The sequence below is a fragment of the Clostridium rectalis genome (genome assembly GCF_900626095.1).
GTDB classification, from domain to species: Bacteria; Bacillota; Clostridia; order Clostridiales; family Clostridiaceae; genus Clostridium_AS; species Clostridium_AS rectalis.
Genome location: NZ_UYZZ01000002.1, coordinates 400,562 through 419,052 on the forward strand (window position 1 = coordinate 400,562; position 18,491 = coordinate 419,052).

Below are 18,491 nucleotides of genomic sequence, written 5' to 3' on the forward strand. Positions count from 1 at the left end.
TCAGTTAATTTTTATATGCCTTTCTTATTATATTTATAACTTCTATTTCGTAACTGTCCCTAGCCTCATTTAAAAGTTTTATACCCTCATCACAGTAAAAATTTATATCCTCAGTTAAATATTTATTAAAGGTTTTATTTAATATTTCATTATTTCCCATATTTGCTCTTATTTCTGCTTTTACTCTAAATACAACTCCTAATTCATGAGGATTTTTAATCTTTTGGGAATGATAATCTGCATTTTTTAAATATTTAAGTGCCTCATTGTAATTACCATCCTTCACATGTAGTAAAGACATAAATGCTTCTACTATTGACCTTCTCCATACAGAATCAAACTGCATATATAAATTATATGCTCTTTCAAAATAATCTTTAGCTCTAAAATAATCTCCCATGTCGAAAGCTGCTTGACCAGCATTTATATTGAATACAGATAAACTAGTAAGAGCCTTTTTATCTTCACAAATAACTATAGCTTTATCATAATAATTTAGAGCTTCAGAAAACTTCATATTAAATCTTCTTATTTCCCCGATATAATTGTATGCAGCAGCTATATTTAGTGAATACTTATCTGCCACCTGTCTTGTAACATTAAATATATTTATTGACTCATTTAACAGCTTCTCAGCATCTTTATATTCACCACACATAATTTTATATAAACCTTTTAGTCTTAATAAAATTCCTACTTCTTTATGATAGTTACATTCAACTGCTAAATTTAATGCAAGTCCAACATATTTTATCATTATATCTGTATTATTAGTTTGTATACAATAATATATCATTTGTTTATATCCTTCTAGAGCATAATCTCTATCTCTTACTTCTATTGACTTTTCAATCATATCTTGAATTATATCAGTTCCCTCATCATACTCTCCTTCTCTTATTAAATACCTTCCCTTCATATGCAAAAAAGCAATTTCAAGTTTTAATATATCTTCACTGTTTCCCTCTTTTTTCTTAACATCCTTTAATAAATTTTCTACTTCCTTTAAATGCTTTATAGTTTGTTGCTTGCTAAAATAAGCCGTTTTATGAGACCCGTTATCATGATTGCTTAGAACTGGGAATAATTCATGACTAAAATTTAAATAGTAATTAAGGCTTTTTATCTTATATTTTAACGCATGAGTTTCATTATCAGCATTAGAATAATGGTATATCAATTTATGATAAGTATGTATATCTGTTTTGTCATTTTTTAGCGTTTTTTCTAATAGCCTACCTATTTTATTATGTAAAATTTTCTTACGAGCATCAGATTGCTTAATATAAACAAATTCTCTTAACTTTTGATGAGTAAATTTAAAACTAATTTTCCCATTATTATTTATTTCTTTTAATATAAATTTATTTTCTAATTCTTCTATTATATCCATTAATTCCAACTCGTCTTTACCCGTCAATTTTTCTAAAATATTAATAGTAACTTCATCAAAAAACAGTGAGGCTATATTTAATATTTTTTTACCTTCTAAAGATATGTACACAAATCTACTCTTTAATACATCCTGCATTTTAGCAGACATAATATTTATATCTCCATTGGATTTTATAACATTTAAGTACTCATTTAAAAAGAAGGTATTTCCTTCTGTTTCGTCATATATTTTTTTTACTAATTCTTTTGTAACATCATAGTTCGGTAAACCTTTTCTTATAAACCCTTCAGCTTCCAAACTTGTAAACCTTAATAAATCAATAGTCAATATTTTATTATAATTATTCATTGTTGTTATAAATTTGTCAACATTACTATCATATTCATTTCTACATGTTGCTATAAAAATAATATTATTATCATACTGGTGTAAGATTATACTGCTTAATAATGATAAACTCATATTGTCCATCCACTGAACATCCTCTATAACAAATACTACTTTTTTCTTTTCAGTTATCTTCCTTAATAGATCTACTAATACATCCCCTACAACTTCATATTTTAAAGTATCAATATTTTCTATTAATTTTATGTTACTCCCATCATTATTTTTATGAAATTCTGGAAATATATTAGATATAATACTTTTCCAGATAGATGGAATACTTATATTTTCATTTTCTATAGTTTGTGCCAATTTAGAAATTATGCTACTCCAAGTTTTTAACAAATACTCTTTTTCTACTTGATAGCAACTTGATTCAAAAACATATACATCCTCATCCATATTTTCTAAAAATTTTTCTTTCAATGCTGTTTTTCCTATACCCGCTTCTCCAGTTATTATTATAGATTTTCCATCCTCATTATTTACAAATTGCTTAAAATTTTTCTCTAATAATCTTATTTCATTACACCTTCCATAAAAGAAATTGTTTTCATTTTCAATAGCTTTATTTTCCTTAGAATTTATAATATCTAAAACTTCATTAAATATCTCCTTTGTTTGTTCGTCTGGAGTTATTCCCAGTTCTTTATCTAGCAATTCAGAAAGTTTGTTATATATCTCTAAAACCTTTCCATAACTTCTGTTGACTTTATAAAATTCCATTAAAATTCTATACGCTCTTTCATCAAATTCATCCACTTCTATTAAAAGTTTTGCATATTTTTCAATATTTGATTTTTCTTTATTCTTTGATTTTATCTGAATTTGTTCATAGAGTTTATCCACATATGTCTCTTTAAATTGGTCCCTCATTTTCATAGTCCAATTCTCAAATTCCTCAGCATTTTTAACATAAAATCCTTGTAAAAATTCCCCTGTATATGTATCAATTAATTTTTCATCATCCTTTAAATTTAAAAAAATATCTACATCCGTCTCTATATTCACTTCTGGATTAAGCATTACAATAGATTTCTTAGGTGAAGTAATAACCTCTCCATCAAATGATTTTTTAATTTTATATATGGCATTTCTAAGATTCTTTTTAGCTATAGGTTCCTCTTCTTCAGACCACAGCATCCCTGCTAATTCATCTCTGCTAGCCTGTTTATTAACTAATAGATAGTAAAATAGTGCCTTCACTTTATTATAAGGAAATAATATTTCTTTGCCATCTTTTGTTACGCTGGGAGTACTAAACAGCTTTCCATAAATATTGCTCATGCCTTATCCCTCTTTCCCATAATTATTGTTAAAGCTTATTAATGTCTAGTATAATATATATATACTTCATTGTAAAATTCACCACTAAATATTTGAAAAATTCTGTTTTATTGCTGGTAAGTTTATTCCATATTTAACAGAAACTAAACGTACAAATAGCGTTACGAAAAAACATATGTATGATGCTATAGCTTGGCTAAAAAAAGTTCTAAGATACACTATACTTATTCCTCCTAAAATAGATGCAACTCCATAAATCTCTTTTTTAAATACAAATGGTATTTCTTTAGCAAAAATGTCCCTTAGAACTCCCCCTCCTATACCCGTGAATAAACCTAATACTATAATTATAAAACCTCCTGTATAATTATTATTTATAGCTACATTATTCCCAATAGCTGTAAACGCTCCCAATCCAATAGCGTCTGTAATCAATATTAAATTTTTAAATTTATTTAATTTGTAATAAAATTTAAAAACAATCAATGCGGTTATTAAACTAATAGTACAAAAATGTGGATTCATAAAAGCAGTTGGCGGTGTGTTTCCTATTATTATATCCCTAACAACCCCACCGCCTACAGCAGTAGTTATAGCAAGTATTATTGTACCAAATAAATCCATCTCCTTAGATATAGCTATCATCGCACCTGAAACAGCAAAAGCTATAGTTCCCACTGTTTCAAAAATACCCATTAAATACACAATTCATTACTCCCCTCTCATATTATTCATAATAAATAATCTTTAGTAGGAGTTAATACTAGATGCAAATTTAATACATACTAAATTATATTCTTATTTTGTAAAAAATTTCACTTTCTATAAAATAAAAAACTGCCTCAAAATATATTATATGTTTCTTTATTTTGAGACAGCCCTTATTGTGTGTAACTACCCAAGGGTATTATTAATTATTTATAGATATTAGCTATTTTCTATGAACTAAAACCCCATTTTTTATTACTTTCTCTACTATATTTACCCCTGTATTATATGGTAAAAATTTATATGATGGATATTCTAAAATAACAACATCTCCCTTTTTACCAATATCTATACTTCCTACAGTATCTGCCCTTCCAATAGCTGCTGCTCCATTTATAGTCATAGCATTAATAGCTTCTTCTATACTCATATTCATATAAATTGTTGCTAGTGCAAACATAAGTGGTATAGAATTAGTAAAACCACTTCCAGGATTGAAATCTGTTGCTAAAGCCACAGCACATCCACTATCTATCATATGCCTTGCCCTAGCAAAAGGCTCTTTTAAACAAAATGCTGTAGTAGGTAATAACGTACTTACTACTCCATTTTTGGACATATCTTCTATCCCTTTATCAGAGGCATGCAATAAATGATCTGCTGAAAAGGCCCCTACTTCTGCCGCTAGTTCGGCTCCACCAAGCTGCACTATTTCATCTGCATGTATTTTCAATTTCATACCTAATTTTTTTGCTTTTAAGAGTATCTTTCTAGATTCCTTAACAGTAAATACTCCCTTTTCACAAAACACATCACAAAACTCTGCTAATTTATCTTCCGCTACTTTAGGTAATACTTTATCTAGCATAAAATCTATATATTCATCCGTTCTTCCCTTATATTCATTAGGTACTGCATGTGCTCCTAAAAATGTTTTACATATATCTACTGGATGCACCTTATCTAACTCTTCCATAACCTTTAACTGCTTTAACTCCGTGTCAAAATCCAATCCATAACCACTTTTCCCCTCAACAGTAGTAACGCCAAACTGAAGCATAGAGTCCAATCGTTTTTTTCCTAAATCAAACAGTTCTTCTTTAGATGCATTTCTTGTACCCATTACTGAATTAACTATTCCACCACCACGATTCATTATATCCATATAACTATCGCCACGTAATCTCCATGAAAACTCTTCTGCCCTGTAACCTGCGAATATAAAATGTGTATGTGAATCTATAAAACCTGGCAATACAGTTTTCCCTTTTGCATCAATTACTTCATAATTTGTCTCAATATACTTTTTTAATATATTATCGCTATTACCAATATCTTTAATCATCCCATTTTCTATAACTAAAGTTGCATTTTTTAGCATTGCTATTTCCGACATATCCTTACCAAATTTAGCTTTATCTCCACTACAAGTTATTATTTCAGAAGCATTTTTTATAATCATATTTCCTTTTTTCATAAAAATCACCTACTCCATTAATCTATTTTCTAATATTTTGTCTCTAGAAAAATTATTTATTTGAAGATAATATACAGCTGTATCTATTAATACATCCATAGATACGATACCCGAAATTTCAGTATCAACTATGCTAATTCCATATCTTTTTATTTCAAATTTTATTATTTCAAATACACTATATAAATTAGTATTATTAAAATTTGTTAAATCTATAACTATTTGAATCTTTTCTTTATCTTCTCTATATAAAGATATAGCTCTACAAAACCTTAAGCCTCCATCAGCAAAATTTATGCTTCTAGCAATATTTTTTCCTATTATTTTATCTTTAGTATCTAAATTTATTAGCAACCCTACATAAGGCATTCTTGCCCCTACTCCAGTAACTCCTGCAGTGACATTAATTACTTTTGGACCAAAATCCGGTTCCCACTCTGGCCTTTTTATCTTTTGTGCCATACCTTCATACTCACTTTTTCTAATCTCACATATGTCTTGTCTTTCTGGTCTAGTTGCCGAATTCCCATATAAAAAAATGGGTATATTAAACTTTTTACCAGCTTTTTTAGCAAAATCTCTTGAGATTTTTATAGCTTCAAGCATACTCATATTCCTTATAGGTATAAAGGGAACCACGTCTAGTGCCCCCATCCTTGGATATTGACCTTCATGTACCCTCATATCAATTAAAAAAACAGCCCTTTCCATAGCCTCAAGCATTGCCTCTGCAACTTTTTTAGGTTCTCCTATTACTACTGCTACAGTTCTATTATAAGATTTATTACAATTATAATCTAAAAGCTTTACTTCCTCTTTCCCTCTAAATACTTCTAATATAGCATCTATTTTTCTTAAATCTCTTCCCTCGCTAAAATTAGGTACACACTGCACTACCTTTTTGCCATTAGTCACTTAGGCCCCCACCTTTCTAGCACAATGGTAACAAAACTTAATTCTTATATTAACAATAATAATACAAAAATAAATCTTAAAAATAACTATATATAATTTTGCAGTATACACACTAAATGTATACTGCAAAAGCATTTATTATTTTATTTTTTTATATTATCTATTTATTTTCTTAAATACTTCATCTATTGCTCCTTTAACCTTTTTCTCATCCGCTAAGTATGGTATAGTTATATGATCAGTTCCTATATTGTTCTTATTATATTCAATTACAGTTTCAATTGAATGTTCATTTCTGGCCCATGAACGTCTAGCTACACCACCCATTACGTCCCAAGCCATTGCAGATTTAATTATTTCATCAACTCTATGACTTCCATCTAAAACTAATCCAAATCCTCCATTTACTGATTTACCTATACCAACTCCTCCACCATTATGAAGAGCTATTAAACTCATTCCTCTAGCTGCATTACCTGCATAACATTGAACAGCCATGTCTGCCATTACATTGCTTCCGTCTTTGATATTTGACGTTTCTCTAAATGGTGAATCTGTACCTGATACATCATGATGGTCTCTACCAAGCATTATAGGACCAACCTCTCCTTTTCTAACCATTTCATTAAATCTAAGTGCTATATTTACTCTACCCATAGCATCTTGATAAAGTATTCTTGCTTCGGTTCCTACCACTAATTCATTCTTTTCAGCATCTTTTATCCAGTTATAGTTATCTCTATCCTGATATCTCCTATTAGGATCTATACAATCCATAGCTGCATGGTCAGTCTTAACTAAATCCTCATGCTTTCCGCTTAAACATACCCATCTAAACGGTCCATAACCATAGTCAAATAAATGAGGTCCCATAATATCTTCAACATATGATGGCCAAATAAATCCATCCTTTTCATCTATACCATTTTTAGATATTTCTTTAACACCTGCATCATAAATAGCCTTCATAAATGAATTACCATAATCAAAGAAGTATACTCCTCTTTCAGTTAATGTTTTAATTAATTCAAAATGATGTCTTAATGTTTTATCAACTAATTCTCTAAATTTTTCTGGTTCTTTTGCTAAAAGTCTAGTTCTTTCTTCAAAAGTTATTCCCTCTGGACAATAACCACCTTCATAAACATTATGACAAGATGTCTGGTCTGAAAGAAGGTCTATATGAATACTACTGTCTACTGCATATTTAAGAAGATCTACTATATTTCCATGATAAGCAATTGACATAGCCTGTTTCTTTTCCATTGAATCTTTAGCCATTTCAAATACTTCTTTTACATCTGCAGACCATTTTTTAATCCATCCTTGTTCAAGTCTTGTATCTATTCTTGATTTATCAACCTCTGCAACTATTCCCACACCATTTGCAATTTCACAAGCTTTACCTTGAGCTCCACTCATTCCGCCTAATCCTGAAGTTACAAATAATCTTCCTTTTAAATCCCCATCATTAGGTATTCCAAGTTTTGATCTTCCAGCATTTAATATTGTATTAAATGTTCCATGTACAATACCCTGTGGTCCTATATACATCCAGCCACCTGCTGTCATCTGTCCGTAATTAGCAACTCCCATTTCTTCTGCTATTTCCCAGTCTTTTAAGTTATCAAACATACCAATCATTAATGCATTTGTTATAATTACTCTTGGAGCTTCTGGCTTTGACTTAAAAAGTCCTAATGGGTGTCCTGATTCCAATACTAAAGTTTGATCTTGGGTCATAACCTCTAGATATTTTTTTATTAGTCTATACTGCATCCAATTTTGACATACACTTCCTGTTTCACCGTAAGTAACAAGTTCATATGGGTATAATGCAACATCAAAATCTAGATTGTTATCAATCATTACTTGGAAAGCCTTACCTTCTGTGCAGTTTCCTTTATATTCATCAATTGGTTTACCATAAATTCTTCCCTCTGGTCTAAATCTATATCCATAAATTCTACCTCTAGTTGTCAATTCTTCTAAAAACTCGGGAATTAACTCTTCATGATATTTTTCTGGTATATAACGTAAAGCATTTTTTAATGCTACTTCTGTTTGAGGCTTTGTTAAATGAAACCCTCTATCCGGTGCCCTTCTTATACCTTTTTCAAACTTAGGCATCTCTGGTAAAAAATCATCAAGTTTTATTGTCATAGCTTCTGAAATATCAAAATTCTTTGTCATAATGCATCCTCCTCATATATGTTAATTTTCTTATTTTTTATTTCTTATGTTGCTTTATCTTATAGGTCTATTATATACATTATTCGTCTTTAAAGCGTCTATGTTTTTTTTATTTTCTGAAATTTCTTATTAGTTTTTTTATTTAATTGACTCTTTTATTTATAGACGTTTTAAAGATATTATAAAAAGTAGTTAGTTCTTTTACTAACTACTTAAAAAAGTCTATAATTTATATTCTTTTATCTTATATCTTAGAGTTCTCTCACCAATACCTAAAATTTCAGCAGTCTTTTTTCTATTTCCATCAAATTTATGTAATGTATATTTTATTATCTTCCTTTCCGCTTCTTTCATGCTATCTCCCACATATATAGGTATAAATTTAGTATTATCTACAAAAATATTTTCCTTAATAAATATTTCCTCTGATAAATCTTCTTCCTTTATATACTCATCCTCTGAAAGAGCTATAGCTCTTTCTATAATATTTCTAAGTTCTCTTACATTACCTTTGAATTTATAATTTTCTAAAGCCTTTAATGCACCTGAGCTTATGCCTTTTACATCTCTATCAAACTTAACATTAATATCCTTAATAAAATATTCTACAAGTTTAGATATATCCTCCTTTCTTTCCCTTAAAGGTGGTAATTTTATAGTTATCACATTAAGTCTATAAAATAAATCTTCTCTAAATCTATTTTCTTTAATCTCTACTTTTAAATCTTTATTAGTAGCCGATACAAATCTTACATCCAACTTTATATTTCTAGTAGCTCCTATAGGTCTAATTTCTTTTTCTTGGATTACTCTTAAAAGCTTTGTTTGTAAATTCATATCCATATCTCCAATTTCATCTAGAAATAGAGTCCCCTTATTCGATAGTTCTATTATTCCTTTTTTTTCATCTAATGCACCCGTAAAAGCACCTTTTTTGTACCCAAATAATTCACTTTCTAGTAAATTATTTGGAATAGCAGAACAATTTATTACATTAAATGGTCCATTTTTTCTATTTCCATGGAAATGTACCGCCCTAGCCACCAATTCTTTTCCTGTGCCACTTTCCCCAGTTATAAGTAAGTTTATATCCACATCTTTTACTCTATCTATTAAGTCAAAAACCTGTTTTATTTTTTTAGAATTTCCAATAATATTGTATTTAGAATTTCCATTTATATTATTACTTAAATATCTAATCTTAGTATTAAGATTTATATACTCCTCCACCTTCATAAGTAAGAGATTAAGTTCCTCTATATTTATAGGTTTAGTTATATAATAAAAAGCCCCTGACTTCATAGCTTTAACCGAAGATTCAATACTTCCATAAGCTGTCATTATAATAACTACTGTATCTAAACTTAATTCCCTTATTTTTTTTAACACATCTATTCCACTAACACCACCTAGTCTTAAGTCTAAAATTACTATATCTATATGTGTATTTTTAATTATTGAAAGAGCATCTGCTTCATTATGTGCTGTATATATATGATACTTATCTTCTAATGCAAAGCTTAAAGAAGTACAAATTGATGTTTCGTCATCTATAATTAATAGTCTATACAATTTATTCATCTCCTATTTTATAAAATTCCAAATTAAATATAGTACCTTTTCCCTTGATACTATTAAAATATATTAGTACATTATTTTCCTCTAATAATTGATAGCTTACAAAAAGCCCTAGTCCCGTTCCTGTTGATTTAGTGGTATAAAATGGATTGTATATTCTCTCAATATCTTTCTCGTCTATTCCACAACCATTGTCCCTTATACTAAGGGTAATCTTATTATTTTTAACTTTTGCTAATATATCTATAACTTTATTCTCTTTATCTATACTTTCAATTGAATTTAAAATTATATTTATTAAAACCTGTTTAAAATGATTTTTATCCATATATACATATATATCTTCAGATATATCTACATCTGTTTTAATATTTTTTTCCTTAATTTTATTTTTCATTAAAGATATAACCTTTTCTATGGCTATTAATAGATTTATTTTTTCTTTAAAAGCTTTTCTAGGCTTAGAGTATTCTAATAAATCAACTATTAAATTATTTAACCTTTTTGCTTCCTTAGGAATATCTAAACATATCATTTTTCTAAATTTTTCATTATCATATTTTTGTGGAATTAATTCTGCATATGTTTTTATTGCAGTTAAAGGATTTCTTATTTCATGAGCTATTCCAGAAAGTAAAATACCTAATGATTGCATTTTATCTTTTCTTGCAAGGCTGTGTTGTAAAAATTTTTCCTCTGTAATATCATTAAAATTTATTATGATTTCATCCACCCACTCATAATTTATCTTTAACATATTAACCCTATAGTTTATAAATTTTTTTTCTTTGTTTACTTCAATATAGATTTCTTTGCCTTTTTCTAATACATCTAAATTAAATATACTTGCTATATTTGTTTCATAAAAATTCTTACCTATAATACCTTCCACATTTAAATTAAGAATATCACTAGCAACTGTATTTATAAATGTAATAACTCCTCTACCATTTATAGTAATCACACCATTAAATATATTATTAAGAATTTGTTCTCTAAAATCCTTTTCCCCTTTAATCACCTTATTTTTGAGAATTAAATCTTTGTTAACCTTTTCAATCCTTTGAGTTTGTTTTTCAACTTCTTCTTTTAAAATATCATTCCACATATAAAATATTAAAATCAACGAAATTAAGATTACTGTACTTATTAATGTTATTTTTAATATTTTAAACAAAGATAATTTAGAACTATTTATGCTATATCCAAACCACTTTCTGTATATACTTTCATAAGTTCCATTACTTTTTATTTCTTTTAACCCTTTATTTATTAAATCTAATGTATTTTTATCCCCCTTTTTTACAGCTATGCAATATTCCGTAAAATTAATGGACGTATCAACTATCTTTAGTTTATCCCTTACTTTAAGCTTGTTTATTAAGTTTACTCCAGTTAAAGTATTTCCAATATATGCATCCACCTCTCCATTTAAAAGTTTTTTAAATGCTTCTTCTTGATCTGTTGTATTAATAGTTGTCACATTACTTAATAGATTTAAGTTTTTATAAGCTACATCTCCCTTTTGTATAGCTACTTTATGATTTAATAATTTTTCAAATCCATCAATCTTATTATTGGAAGTCAATATAAAAATCGATTGGGAGTTTTCTAAATACCCTTTAGAAAAATCATAGAGTTTTTTTCTCTCCTGATTATATTTCATGCCTTGTATTATATCAATTTGCCCATTTTTTAATTTTTTACAAGCCTCTTCCCATTTCATAGGATAAAACTCTACTTCTATTCCACAACTCAATGAAACAGCCCTAATTATATCCACATTAAAGCCTGTGTACTTACCCTTCTCATCTATATACTCAAAAGGAGGAAAATTAATATCTCCTGCAACTTTTAAAATATATTTTTTACCCTTATCCTGTAAATAATCTTTATTTATTTTCCAATTCATCCCTATAAAAACTATTATTATTAATGCTATAAATACTATAATTAATCTTAGCTTTTTTTTCATATAATCCCCCTTAGCAAAATTTAAAATTATGTTGCCCCTTATAAAATCCTTTCCTACTTTTATATTATAACAAAATCATAATTTTAAATTTAGTTATATATTCATTACAATAGTGATTTTTCACTTCTTTATTTAGAATAATATTATATAAATTAATATTTTGATAAAAAATATAAGCATAGTGAATCTTATGTATTATAACAAAATAAAGATCTTACTATTAACATTATGGAAAAACACTTATATTTTAATATTACATTATTACTTTTAAAACACATAAAACCATTATTTAAAAATATACTATTTCGTTTATTAGATTTTATTGCAAAATTCTTCTTTTAAATTTCCGTAAATGTAACAGTATCATGGGTTCCCTAAGTGAAGGTAATTCTATAAGTGGTAATTCATATGTCTTATATTAAATTATAGATAAATATATTCACATTATAAAATTCAACTCATATTATAAAATTAGAAAAATTAATAGGAGGGCAACTATATGATAAAAAAAAGGTTAAAACTCACTTCTATTTTTATATCTTTACTTATTGTTTTCACCACACTTACTTCTTGTAATAAATCAGCTAATAAATCAGAAATACAAAAGGTACGCTTAAACGAAGTTGTTCGCTCTGTTTTCTATGCCCCAATGTATGTAGCTATAAACAAAGGTTATTTCAAAGAATATAACATTGAAATAGAACTATCCACTGGTCAAGGAGCAGATAAAACGATGCAGCAAGTTTTATCTGGTAGCGCAGATATAGGTTTTTGTGGTCCTGAACAAGTCATATATATTTATAATCAAAAACGAGATGACTACCCCATAATATTTGCTCAACTTACTCAAAGGGATGGTTCCTTTTTAGTTGGTAGAAGTGAAGATAAAAGTTTTAATTGGGATTCATTAAAAGGTAAAACTATAATCGGTGGACGTCCTGGTGGTGTACCTGAAATGGCTTTGGAATACGTACTAAAAGACCATAAATTAGTACCAAACAAAGATGTAAAACTAATAACCAATTTAGCATTTACTGCCACTGCCGGTGCGTTCAAAGCAGGAACTGGTGACTATGTAGCATTATTTGAGCCTACAGCAACAATGATTGAAAAAGATAATTCTGGAAAAATTGTAGCCTCCATAGGAGAATCTGCTGGTGTTATGCCATATACATGCTACTTTTCTACTAAATCTTATATAGATAAAAACCCTAAAGTAATAGAAAACTTTATTAAAGCAATATTTAAAGCTCAGACATGGGTAAAAGAAAACGATAACGATAGGATAGCAGAAGAAATAAAATCTTTCTTTCCTGGAACAGATGTTAAGGATTTATCATCTGTAATAAAAAACTATAAAAAAATAAACGCTTATGCATGTAATCCTACACTAAAAAAAGAAGACCTTAATAAACTTATGAATATAATACAATCTTATAATAAGGAATTAATTCCTGAAAAACCACCTTTTGAAAAAATAGTGAATACTAATTTATCCAATAAAGCAATTATTAATTAATAAAAATAGCATCTATTTTCTAATAAAATAGATGCTATTTTTATTGTATTTTTTACATTTATTGTTATGCTTTTGAATTAAAATTATGTTTATCCTTCATATTTTCTTATATATATATATTTGTATTAAAGTTTACTTAATAATTCAGATTACTTTTAATGTAATAAAATTATAATTAATGTAATCTTATATTTTATACACTTTTTTATCCTTTTAATATTTAAAAAATAAATTCAAAAGAAATATTAGCTCATATTTAAATAATTTTTAGATTTAAATATCTTACCAAACCACTATCGTTATTAAAATAAATCTTTATGTTATCTTTTCACCATTTATTTATAAAATTTAATCAATTACTTTTTTAGAATTATGAAATCTAATAATTTTTTCAAAAAATTTAGTTTGATAATTTATGATTTTAAAAAAAATTAAAGTTTTATGGGTTTTTAAATATTGTTTAATTATTTTTAAAAATGAAGGATTTAAAAATAATCTTTCATTTTCTTATTGATTTTTATAAATCTTTTATATATAATAGATATATATTATAAATATAACGTTTTCAATTATAGTCTTAATTAGAAAGGTGGAGTTTTTATGGAAATTAAATTGGACATGATGCAAACTACTGCATTAGCTGTAGTTATCTATTACTTTGGCGCATGGCTTAAATCAAAATGGTCTTTTCTAGAAAAATTTTGTATTCCTGCTCCTGTTGTAGGCGGACTTATTTTCGCATTTTTAAACCTTATTTTAAAACAAAGTAGCCTCCTTTCTCTTGAACTTACAGATACCTTGCAGAAACCATTTATGATGGTGTTTTTTACATCAATAGGTTTTACCGCAAGTATTGAACTTATAAAAAAAGGAGGTCTTCAAGTTATTGTTTTCTGGCTATGTGCTACAGTGCTATGCATAATTCAAGACGGTGTTGGTGTGTTGCTTGCAAAAGTTTTAGATGTTAGTCCACTTTTAGGATTGATATGTGGATCTGTTTCAATGACAGGTGGACATGGTACCGCTGGTGCTTTTGCTCCAGAGTTTGAAAAAATGGGTCTTCAAGGCGCCATGACTGCAGCTATGGCAGCAGCAACTTTCGGGTTAGTTTTCGGTTCACTAATAGGTGGTCCTATAGGGAAAAGACTTATTGAAAAGAAAAACTTAAAACCTCATCCAGAACTATATACTTCAGAAGAAGAAGTAGCTTCAACTAAAAAAGAAGTGATTAACTACGAAGAACTTTTCAAGAGTTTAACTTTAATACTAATTGCTATAGGTATAGGTGCTATAATGGAAGGTTTCTTTAAGAGTCATAAAATCACACTACCTTCATATGTAAACTCAATGATTATTGCTGCTATTATCTTAAATATTGGTGAGTCAACAGGCAAATGGCATGTAAACCAAAAGTGTACAGAGATTTTAGGTTCCATAGGACTTAATATATTTTTATCTATGGCATTAATCTCCTTAAAACTTTGGGAACTTGCTGCCCTTGCTGGACCAATGCTTATTATATTATTTACACAAACAGTTATTATGGGGCTATATGCTACTTATGTAACATTTAACATTATAGGAAGAGACTTTGATGCGGCAGTTATATCCGCTGGTCACTGTGGATTTGGTATGGGCGCTACTCCAAATGCTATGGCAAACATGAGATCTGTAGTTGAAAGATTTGGCCCTGCACCTAGAGCATTTTTCGTACTCCCTATAGTGGGTGCATTTTTAATAGATTTTATTAATGCGCTTATAATAACTACATTTTCAAATTTATTCCATTAATCTTTTAGTAATCAAAAGCTGTTAGAGGTATCTAACAGCTTTTTTTAATTTCTATATATTTAAATTAAATTATTTTAAAAATTTTACGTAAATCATCTCAACTAATGTATCATCTCACATTCTTAATGAACTATATACTATTATAGATATTAAAAATCTGAAAATTATAATTTATCTGAATGTATAATATTTATTTTATCTCTACCTATATATAATATATACTGATAAATTACAGGTTCAACTCATTGATAAGCCTTATCTGCCTACACATATTTACATTTTTCTGTTTTTTATTATATATTTCTATACAAATACATATTTTTTACTTTTTATTGAATTGTATATTTGTTCTTTTGACAAGTTTTTAAAAATATATTGAATTCTGAAAAAGATTGTGTTATTATGTATTTGTCCTAATCGAAATGAAAAAAGTTTAATGGACTATTCTAATTTATATTTTTAAAATTTTTATTTTTATTTTTAAATTTAGAAAGGCGGTCTTAATATGAATATCAAACTTGATATGATGCAAACAGCTGCATTAGCTGTAGTTGTTTACTACTTTGGTGCATGGGTTAAATCTAAAGTATCATTTTTAGAAAAGTTTTGTATACCAGCACCAGTTGTAGGTGGAATTATTTTTGCAATTGTAAACCTTATCTTAAAACAAAGTGAACTTATGTCTTTACAGCTCGATAGTACACTTCAAAAACCATTTATGATGGTATTCTTTACAACAATTGGTATGGGAGCTAGTATACAGCTTATAAAAAAAGGTGGACTACAGGTTGTTATATTCTGGCTATGTGCTTCATTACTATGTGTATTCCAAGATGCAATTGGAGTATTTTTGGCTAAAACACTAGGACAAAGTCCATTTTTAGGATTACTTTGCGGTTCTGTTACTATGACAGGCGGTCATGGTACTGCTGGTGCCTTTGGACCTTCGTTTGAAAAAGATTATGGAATAATAGGTGCTACTACTACAGGTATGGCTGCAGCTACCTTCGGTCTTGTAATGGGTTCCATAATTGGTGGTCCTGTTGGAAAGAGATTAATAGAGAAAAAGAAATTAAAATCCCAAGGAGTTACTGAACAAGAAAATATTGCAGCTTCTTCAGTAGTAGAAGAAAAAGTTAACTATGAAGAAATGTTTAAAACTCTTGCAATAATTCTAATATCTATAGGTATTGGTGCAGTACTTGAAGGATTCTTTAAGAGCATAAATTTTACATTACCATCATACGTAAACTCAATGATTATTGCAGCTATTATATTAAACATTGGTGAATCAACTGGTAAATTGCATATCAATCAAAAGTGTACTGACATTCTTGGTACTATAGGATTAAATGTTTTCCTTTCTATGGCACTAATTGATTTAAAACTTTGGGAACTTGCTGCTGTTGCGGGACCAATGCTTATAATACTAATAGCTCAAACTCTACTTGTAGCTTTATTTTCAACTTTTGTTACATTTAATCTTCTTGGAAGAGATTTTGATGCCGCTGTTATGGCTGCTGGTCACTGCGGTTTTGGTATGGGTGCAACTGCAAATGGAGTTGCAAATATGACAGCTGTTACTGAAAGATTTGGTCCAGCTAGTAGAGCATTCTTCGTACTACCTATAGTTGGAGCTTTCCTAATTGATTTTACAAACTCGCTTATAATAACTTTATTTGTAAATTTCTTTAAATAATAATTTAAAATTTATGTATAATTAATTACAATAATTAAAATGCTAATATCAATATGATATTAGCATTTTTTATCTAATAAATTCCTTATAAAATGCTATATTGTGTATATATTTACTATATTTTTTATGTTTTTATATTTTTTCGCATTTATTTTTGTTTATTTTACAAATATAGCATGTTTTTTTTATGTAATTTTAAAAAAAATATTGAATTTAGAAAAAACTTATGATATTATAGTATTCGTTGTGGATTAATCAATTGATCCAATAGGAGTTATGGACTAATTAACCGTTCCATGTGCATTTTTTGTAAATAAATTGGTGAAAGGAGTTTATAATATGACATTAAAATTGGATATGATGCAAACGACTGCATTAGCTGTAGTTGTTTATTACTTTGGTTCTTGGATTAAAACTAAAGTAAGTATTTTAGAAAAATTTTGTATACCTTCTCCCGTGGTAGGCGGACTTATTTTTGCAATTTTACACACTATATTAAAAGTTAACGGAATTATGGAATTTGATCTTGATGTTACATTACAAAAACCATTTATGATGGTATTCTTTACCTCAATAGGTCTTGGTGCTAGTATTGATCTTATCAAAAAAGGTGGTTTCCAAGTTATTTTATTTTGGATATTAGCAGGACTTTTATGTTTATTCCAAAATGTTATTGGAGTTTCTATAGCTAAAGTTATGGGACAAAACCCTTTCTTAGGATTAATATGTGGTTCAGTTACAATGACAGGTGGTCATGGTACCGGAGCAGCTTTTGGTGAACTTTTCCAAAAATCATATGGTCTCAATGGGGCTGTAGAAACAGCAATGGCTTCAGCCACTTTTGGACTTGTAACAGGAAGTTTAATTGGAGGACCTATAGGAAAACGTTTAGTTGAAGGTAAAGGTTTAACCCCTTCAAAAGAAACTATAACTGCAAATGCAGCAGCATCTACAGCTAAAAAAGAATTAGGCTATAATGAAATTTTTAAAACTTTAGCATTAATTCTAATTTCAATAGGACTTGGAGCAATCCTTGAAAACTTCTTTAATAATATAGGATTTACATTGCCATCTTATGTTAATTCAATGATAATTGCGGCAATTATACTAAATGTTGGTGAATCTACTGGTAAGTGGCATATAAATCAAGAAGCAACTGACATTCTTGGTAATATAGGACTAAATACATTTTTATCAATGGCTTTAATAAGTTTAAAACTTTGGGAACTTGCCGCTGTTGCAGGACCAATGCTTATAATACTTATCGCTCAAGCTTTATTTATGGCATGTTTTGCTTACTTTATAACATTTAATGTTATGGGTAAAGATTACGATGCTGCAGTTCTTGCTGCTGGTCATTGTGGATTCGGCATGGGTGCAACTCCAAATGGTATAGCTAATATGGATGCAGTTAGAGAAAAATATGGACCTGCTCCTAGAGCATATTTTGTTTTACCTATAGTTGGAGCATTCTTAATAGACTTTGCTAATGCAATGGTTATTACCTTATTCCTTAATTTTATGAAATAATTTTAAATTGTATAAAAAGCTTTTCTGGTAAATCCA

Annotated in this window: 11 protein-coding genes; 4 read left to right on the top strand and 7 right to left on the bottom strand. The window is 28.4% G+C overall.

Features of this window, described 5'->3' with window-relative positions:
- Nucleotides 1-4: 4 nt before the first annotated feature.
- The 7 genes from EJL03_RS04580 to EJL03_RS04610 all read right to left on the bottom strand — a co-directional run bounded on the left by EJL03_RS04580 (nt 5) and on the right by EJL03_RS04610 (nt 11,916).
- On the bottom strand, nt 5-3,070 hold the full coding sequence (locus EJL03_RS04580; RefSeq protein ID WP_125152784.1) for an AAA family ATPase: 3,066 nt from the start codon (nt 3,068-3,070) through the stop codon (nt 5-7).
- Between the two features lie 84 nt (nt 3,071-3,154).
- Complete coding sequence (locus tag EJL03_RS04585) at nt 3,155-3,766, bottom strand: trimeric intracellular cation channel family protein (RefSeq protein WP_243108644.1); 612 nt, start codon at nt 3,764-3,766, stop codon at nt 3,155-3,157.
- 235 nt (nt 3,767-4,001) lie between these two features.
- Nucleotides 4,002-5,255: an imidazolonepropionase gene (hutI, locus tag EJL03_RS04590; RefSeq protein WP_125152786.1), complete on the bottom strand. Its 1,254-nt coding sequence runs from the start codon at nt 5,253-5,255 to the stop codon at nt 4,002-4,004.
- 9 nt (nt 5,256-5,264) lie between these two features.
- Nucleotides 5,265-6,170: a glutamate formimidoyltransferase gene (gene ftcD, locus EJL03_RS04595; protein WP_125152787.1), complete on the bottom strand. Its 906-nt coding sequence runs from the start codon at nt 6,168-6,170 to the stop codon at nt 5,265-5,267.
- A 156-nt stretch (nt 6,171-6,326) separates the two neighbouring features.
- Nucleotides 6,327-8,363, bottom strand: coding sequence for a urocanate hydratase (locus tag EJL03_RS04600; protein WP_125152788.1), 2,037 nt, complete (start codon nt 8,361-8,363; stop codon nt 6,327-6,329).
- 222 nt (nt 8,364-8,585) lie between these two features.
- On the bottom strand, nt 8,586-9,944 hold the full coding sequence (locus EJL03_RS04605) for a sigma-54-dependent transcriptional regulator (protein ID WP_125152789.1): 1,359 nt from the start codon (nt 9,942-9,944) through the stop codon (nt 8,586-8,588).
- On the bottom strand, nt 9,937-11,916 hold the full coding sequence (locus EJL03_RS04610; RefSeq protein WP_125152790.1) for a transporter substrate-binding domain-containing protein: 1,980 nt from the start codon (nt 11,914-11,916) through the stop codon (nt 9,937-9,939). Before EJL03_RS04610 ends, EJL03_RS04605 begins: the two co-directional genes overlap by 8 nt.
- Before the next feature lie 499 nt (nt 11,917-12,415).
- Here EJL03_RS04610 and EJL03_RS04615 point away from each other — a divergent pair, with 499 nt between their 5' ends.
- The 4 genes from EJL03_RS04615 to gltS (EJL03_RS04630) all read left to right on the top strand — a co-directional run bounded on the left by EJL03_RS04615 (nt 12,416) and on the right by gltS (EJL03_RS04630) (nt 18,455).
- Nucleotides 12,416-13,435, top strand: a complete 1,020-nt coding sequence (locus EJL03_RS04615) for an ABC transporter substrate-binding protein (protein ID WP_125152791.1) — start codon at nt 12,416-12,418, stop codon at nt 13,433-13,435.
- A 600-nt stretch (nt 13,436-14,035) separates the two neighbouring features.
- Entirely contained in the window at nt 14,036-15,226 is a 1,191-nt protein-coding gene (gene gltS / locus EJL03_RS04620; protein ID WP_125152792.1) for a sodium/glutamate symporter, read from the top strand.
- A gap of 505 nt (nt 15,227-15,731) precedes the next feature.
- Complete coding sequence (gene gltS / locus EJL03_RS04625) at nt 15,732-16,925, top strand: sodium/glutamate symporter (RefSeq protein ID WP_125152793.1); 1,194 nt, start codon at nt 15,732-15,734, stop codon at nt 16,923-16,925.
- Nucleotides 16,926-17,264: 339 nt separating this feature from the next.
- Nucleotides 17,265-18,455 carry a sodium/glutamate symporter gene (gene gltS, locus EJL03_RS04630; RefSeq protein WP_125152794.1) on the top strand — a complete coding sequence of 397 codons (1,191 nt, stop codon included), beginning with the start codon at nt 17,265-17,267 and terminating at the stop codon, nt 18,453-18,455.
- Nucleotides 18,456-18,491: the final 36 nt, after the last annotated feature.

Coding starts and splice junctions, on each gene's coding strand:
- gltS (WP_125152793.1), top strand. CDS start 15,732: ATGAATATCAAACTTGATATGATGCAAACAGCTGCATTAGCTGTAGTT.
- EJL03_RS04605 (WP_125152789.1), bottom strand. CDS start 9,944: ATGAATAAATTGTATAGACTATTAATTATAGATGACGAAACATCAATT.
- hutI (WP_125152786.1), bottom strand. CDS start 5,255: ATGAAAAAAGGAAATATGATTATAAAAAATGCTTCTGAAATAATAACT.
- EJL03_RS04585 (WP_243108644.1), bottom strand. CDS start 3,766: ATGGGTATTTTTGAAACAGTGGGAACTATAGCTTTTGCTGTTTCAGGT.
- EJL03_RS04600 (WP_125152788.1), bottom strand. CDS start 8,363: ATGACAAAGAATTTTGATATTTCAGAAGCTATGACAATAAAACTTGAT.
- EJL03_RS04580 (WP_125152784.1), bottom strand. CDS start 3,070: ATGAGCAATATTTATGGAAAGCTGTTTAGTACTCCCAGCGTAACAAAA.
- EJL03_RS04615 (WP_125152791.1), top strand. CDS start 12,416: ATGATAAAAAAAAGGTTAAAACTCACTTCTATTTTTATATCTTTACTT.
- EJL03_RS04610 (WP_125152790.1), bottom strand. CDS start 11,916: ATGAAAAAAAAGCTAAGATTAATTATAGTATTTATAGCATTAATAATA.
- gltS (WP_125152794.1), top strand. CDS start 17,265: ATGACATTAAAATTGGATATGATGCAAACGACTGCATTAGCTGTAGTT.
- gltS (WP_125152792.1), top strand. CDS start 14,036: ATGGAAATTAAATTGGACATGATGCAAACTACTGCATTAGCTGTAGTT.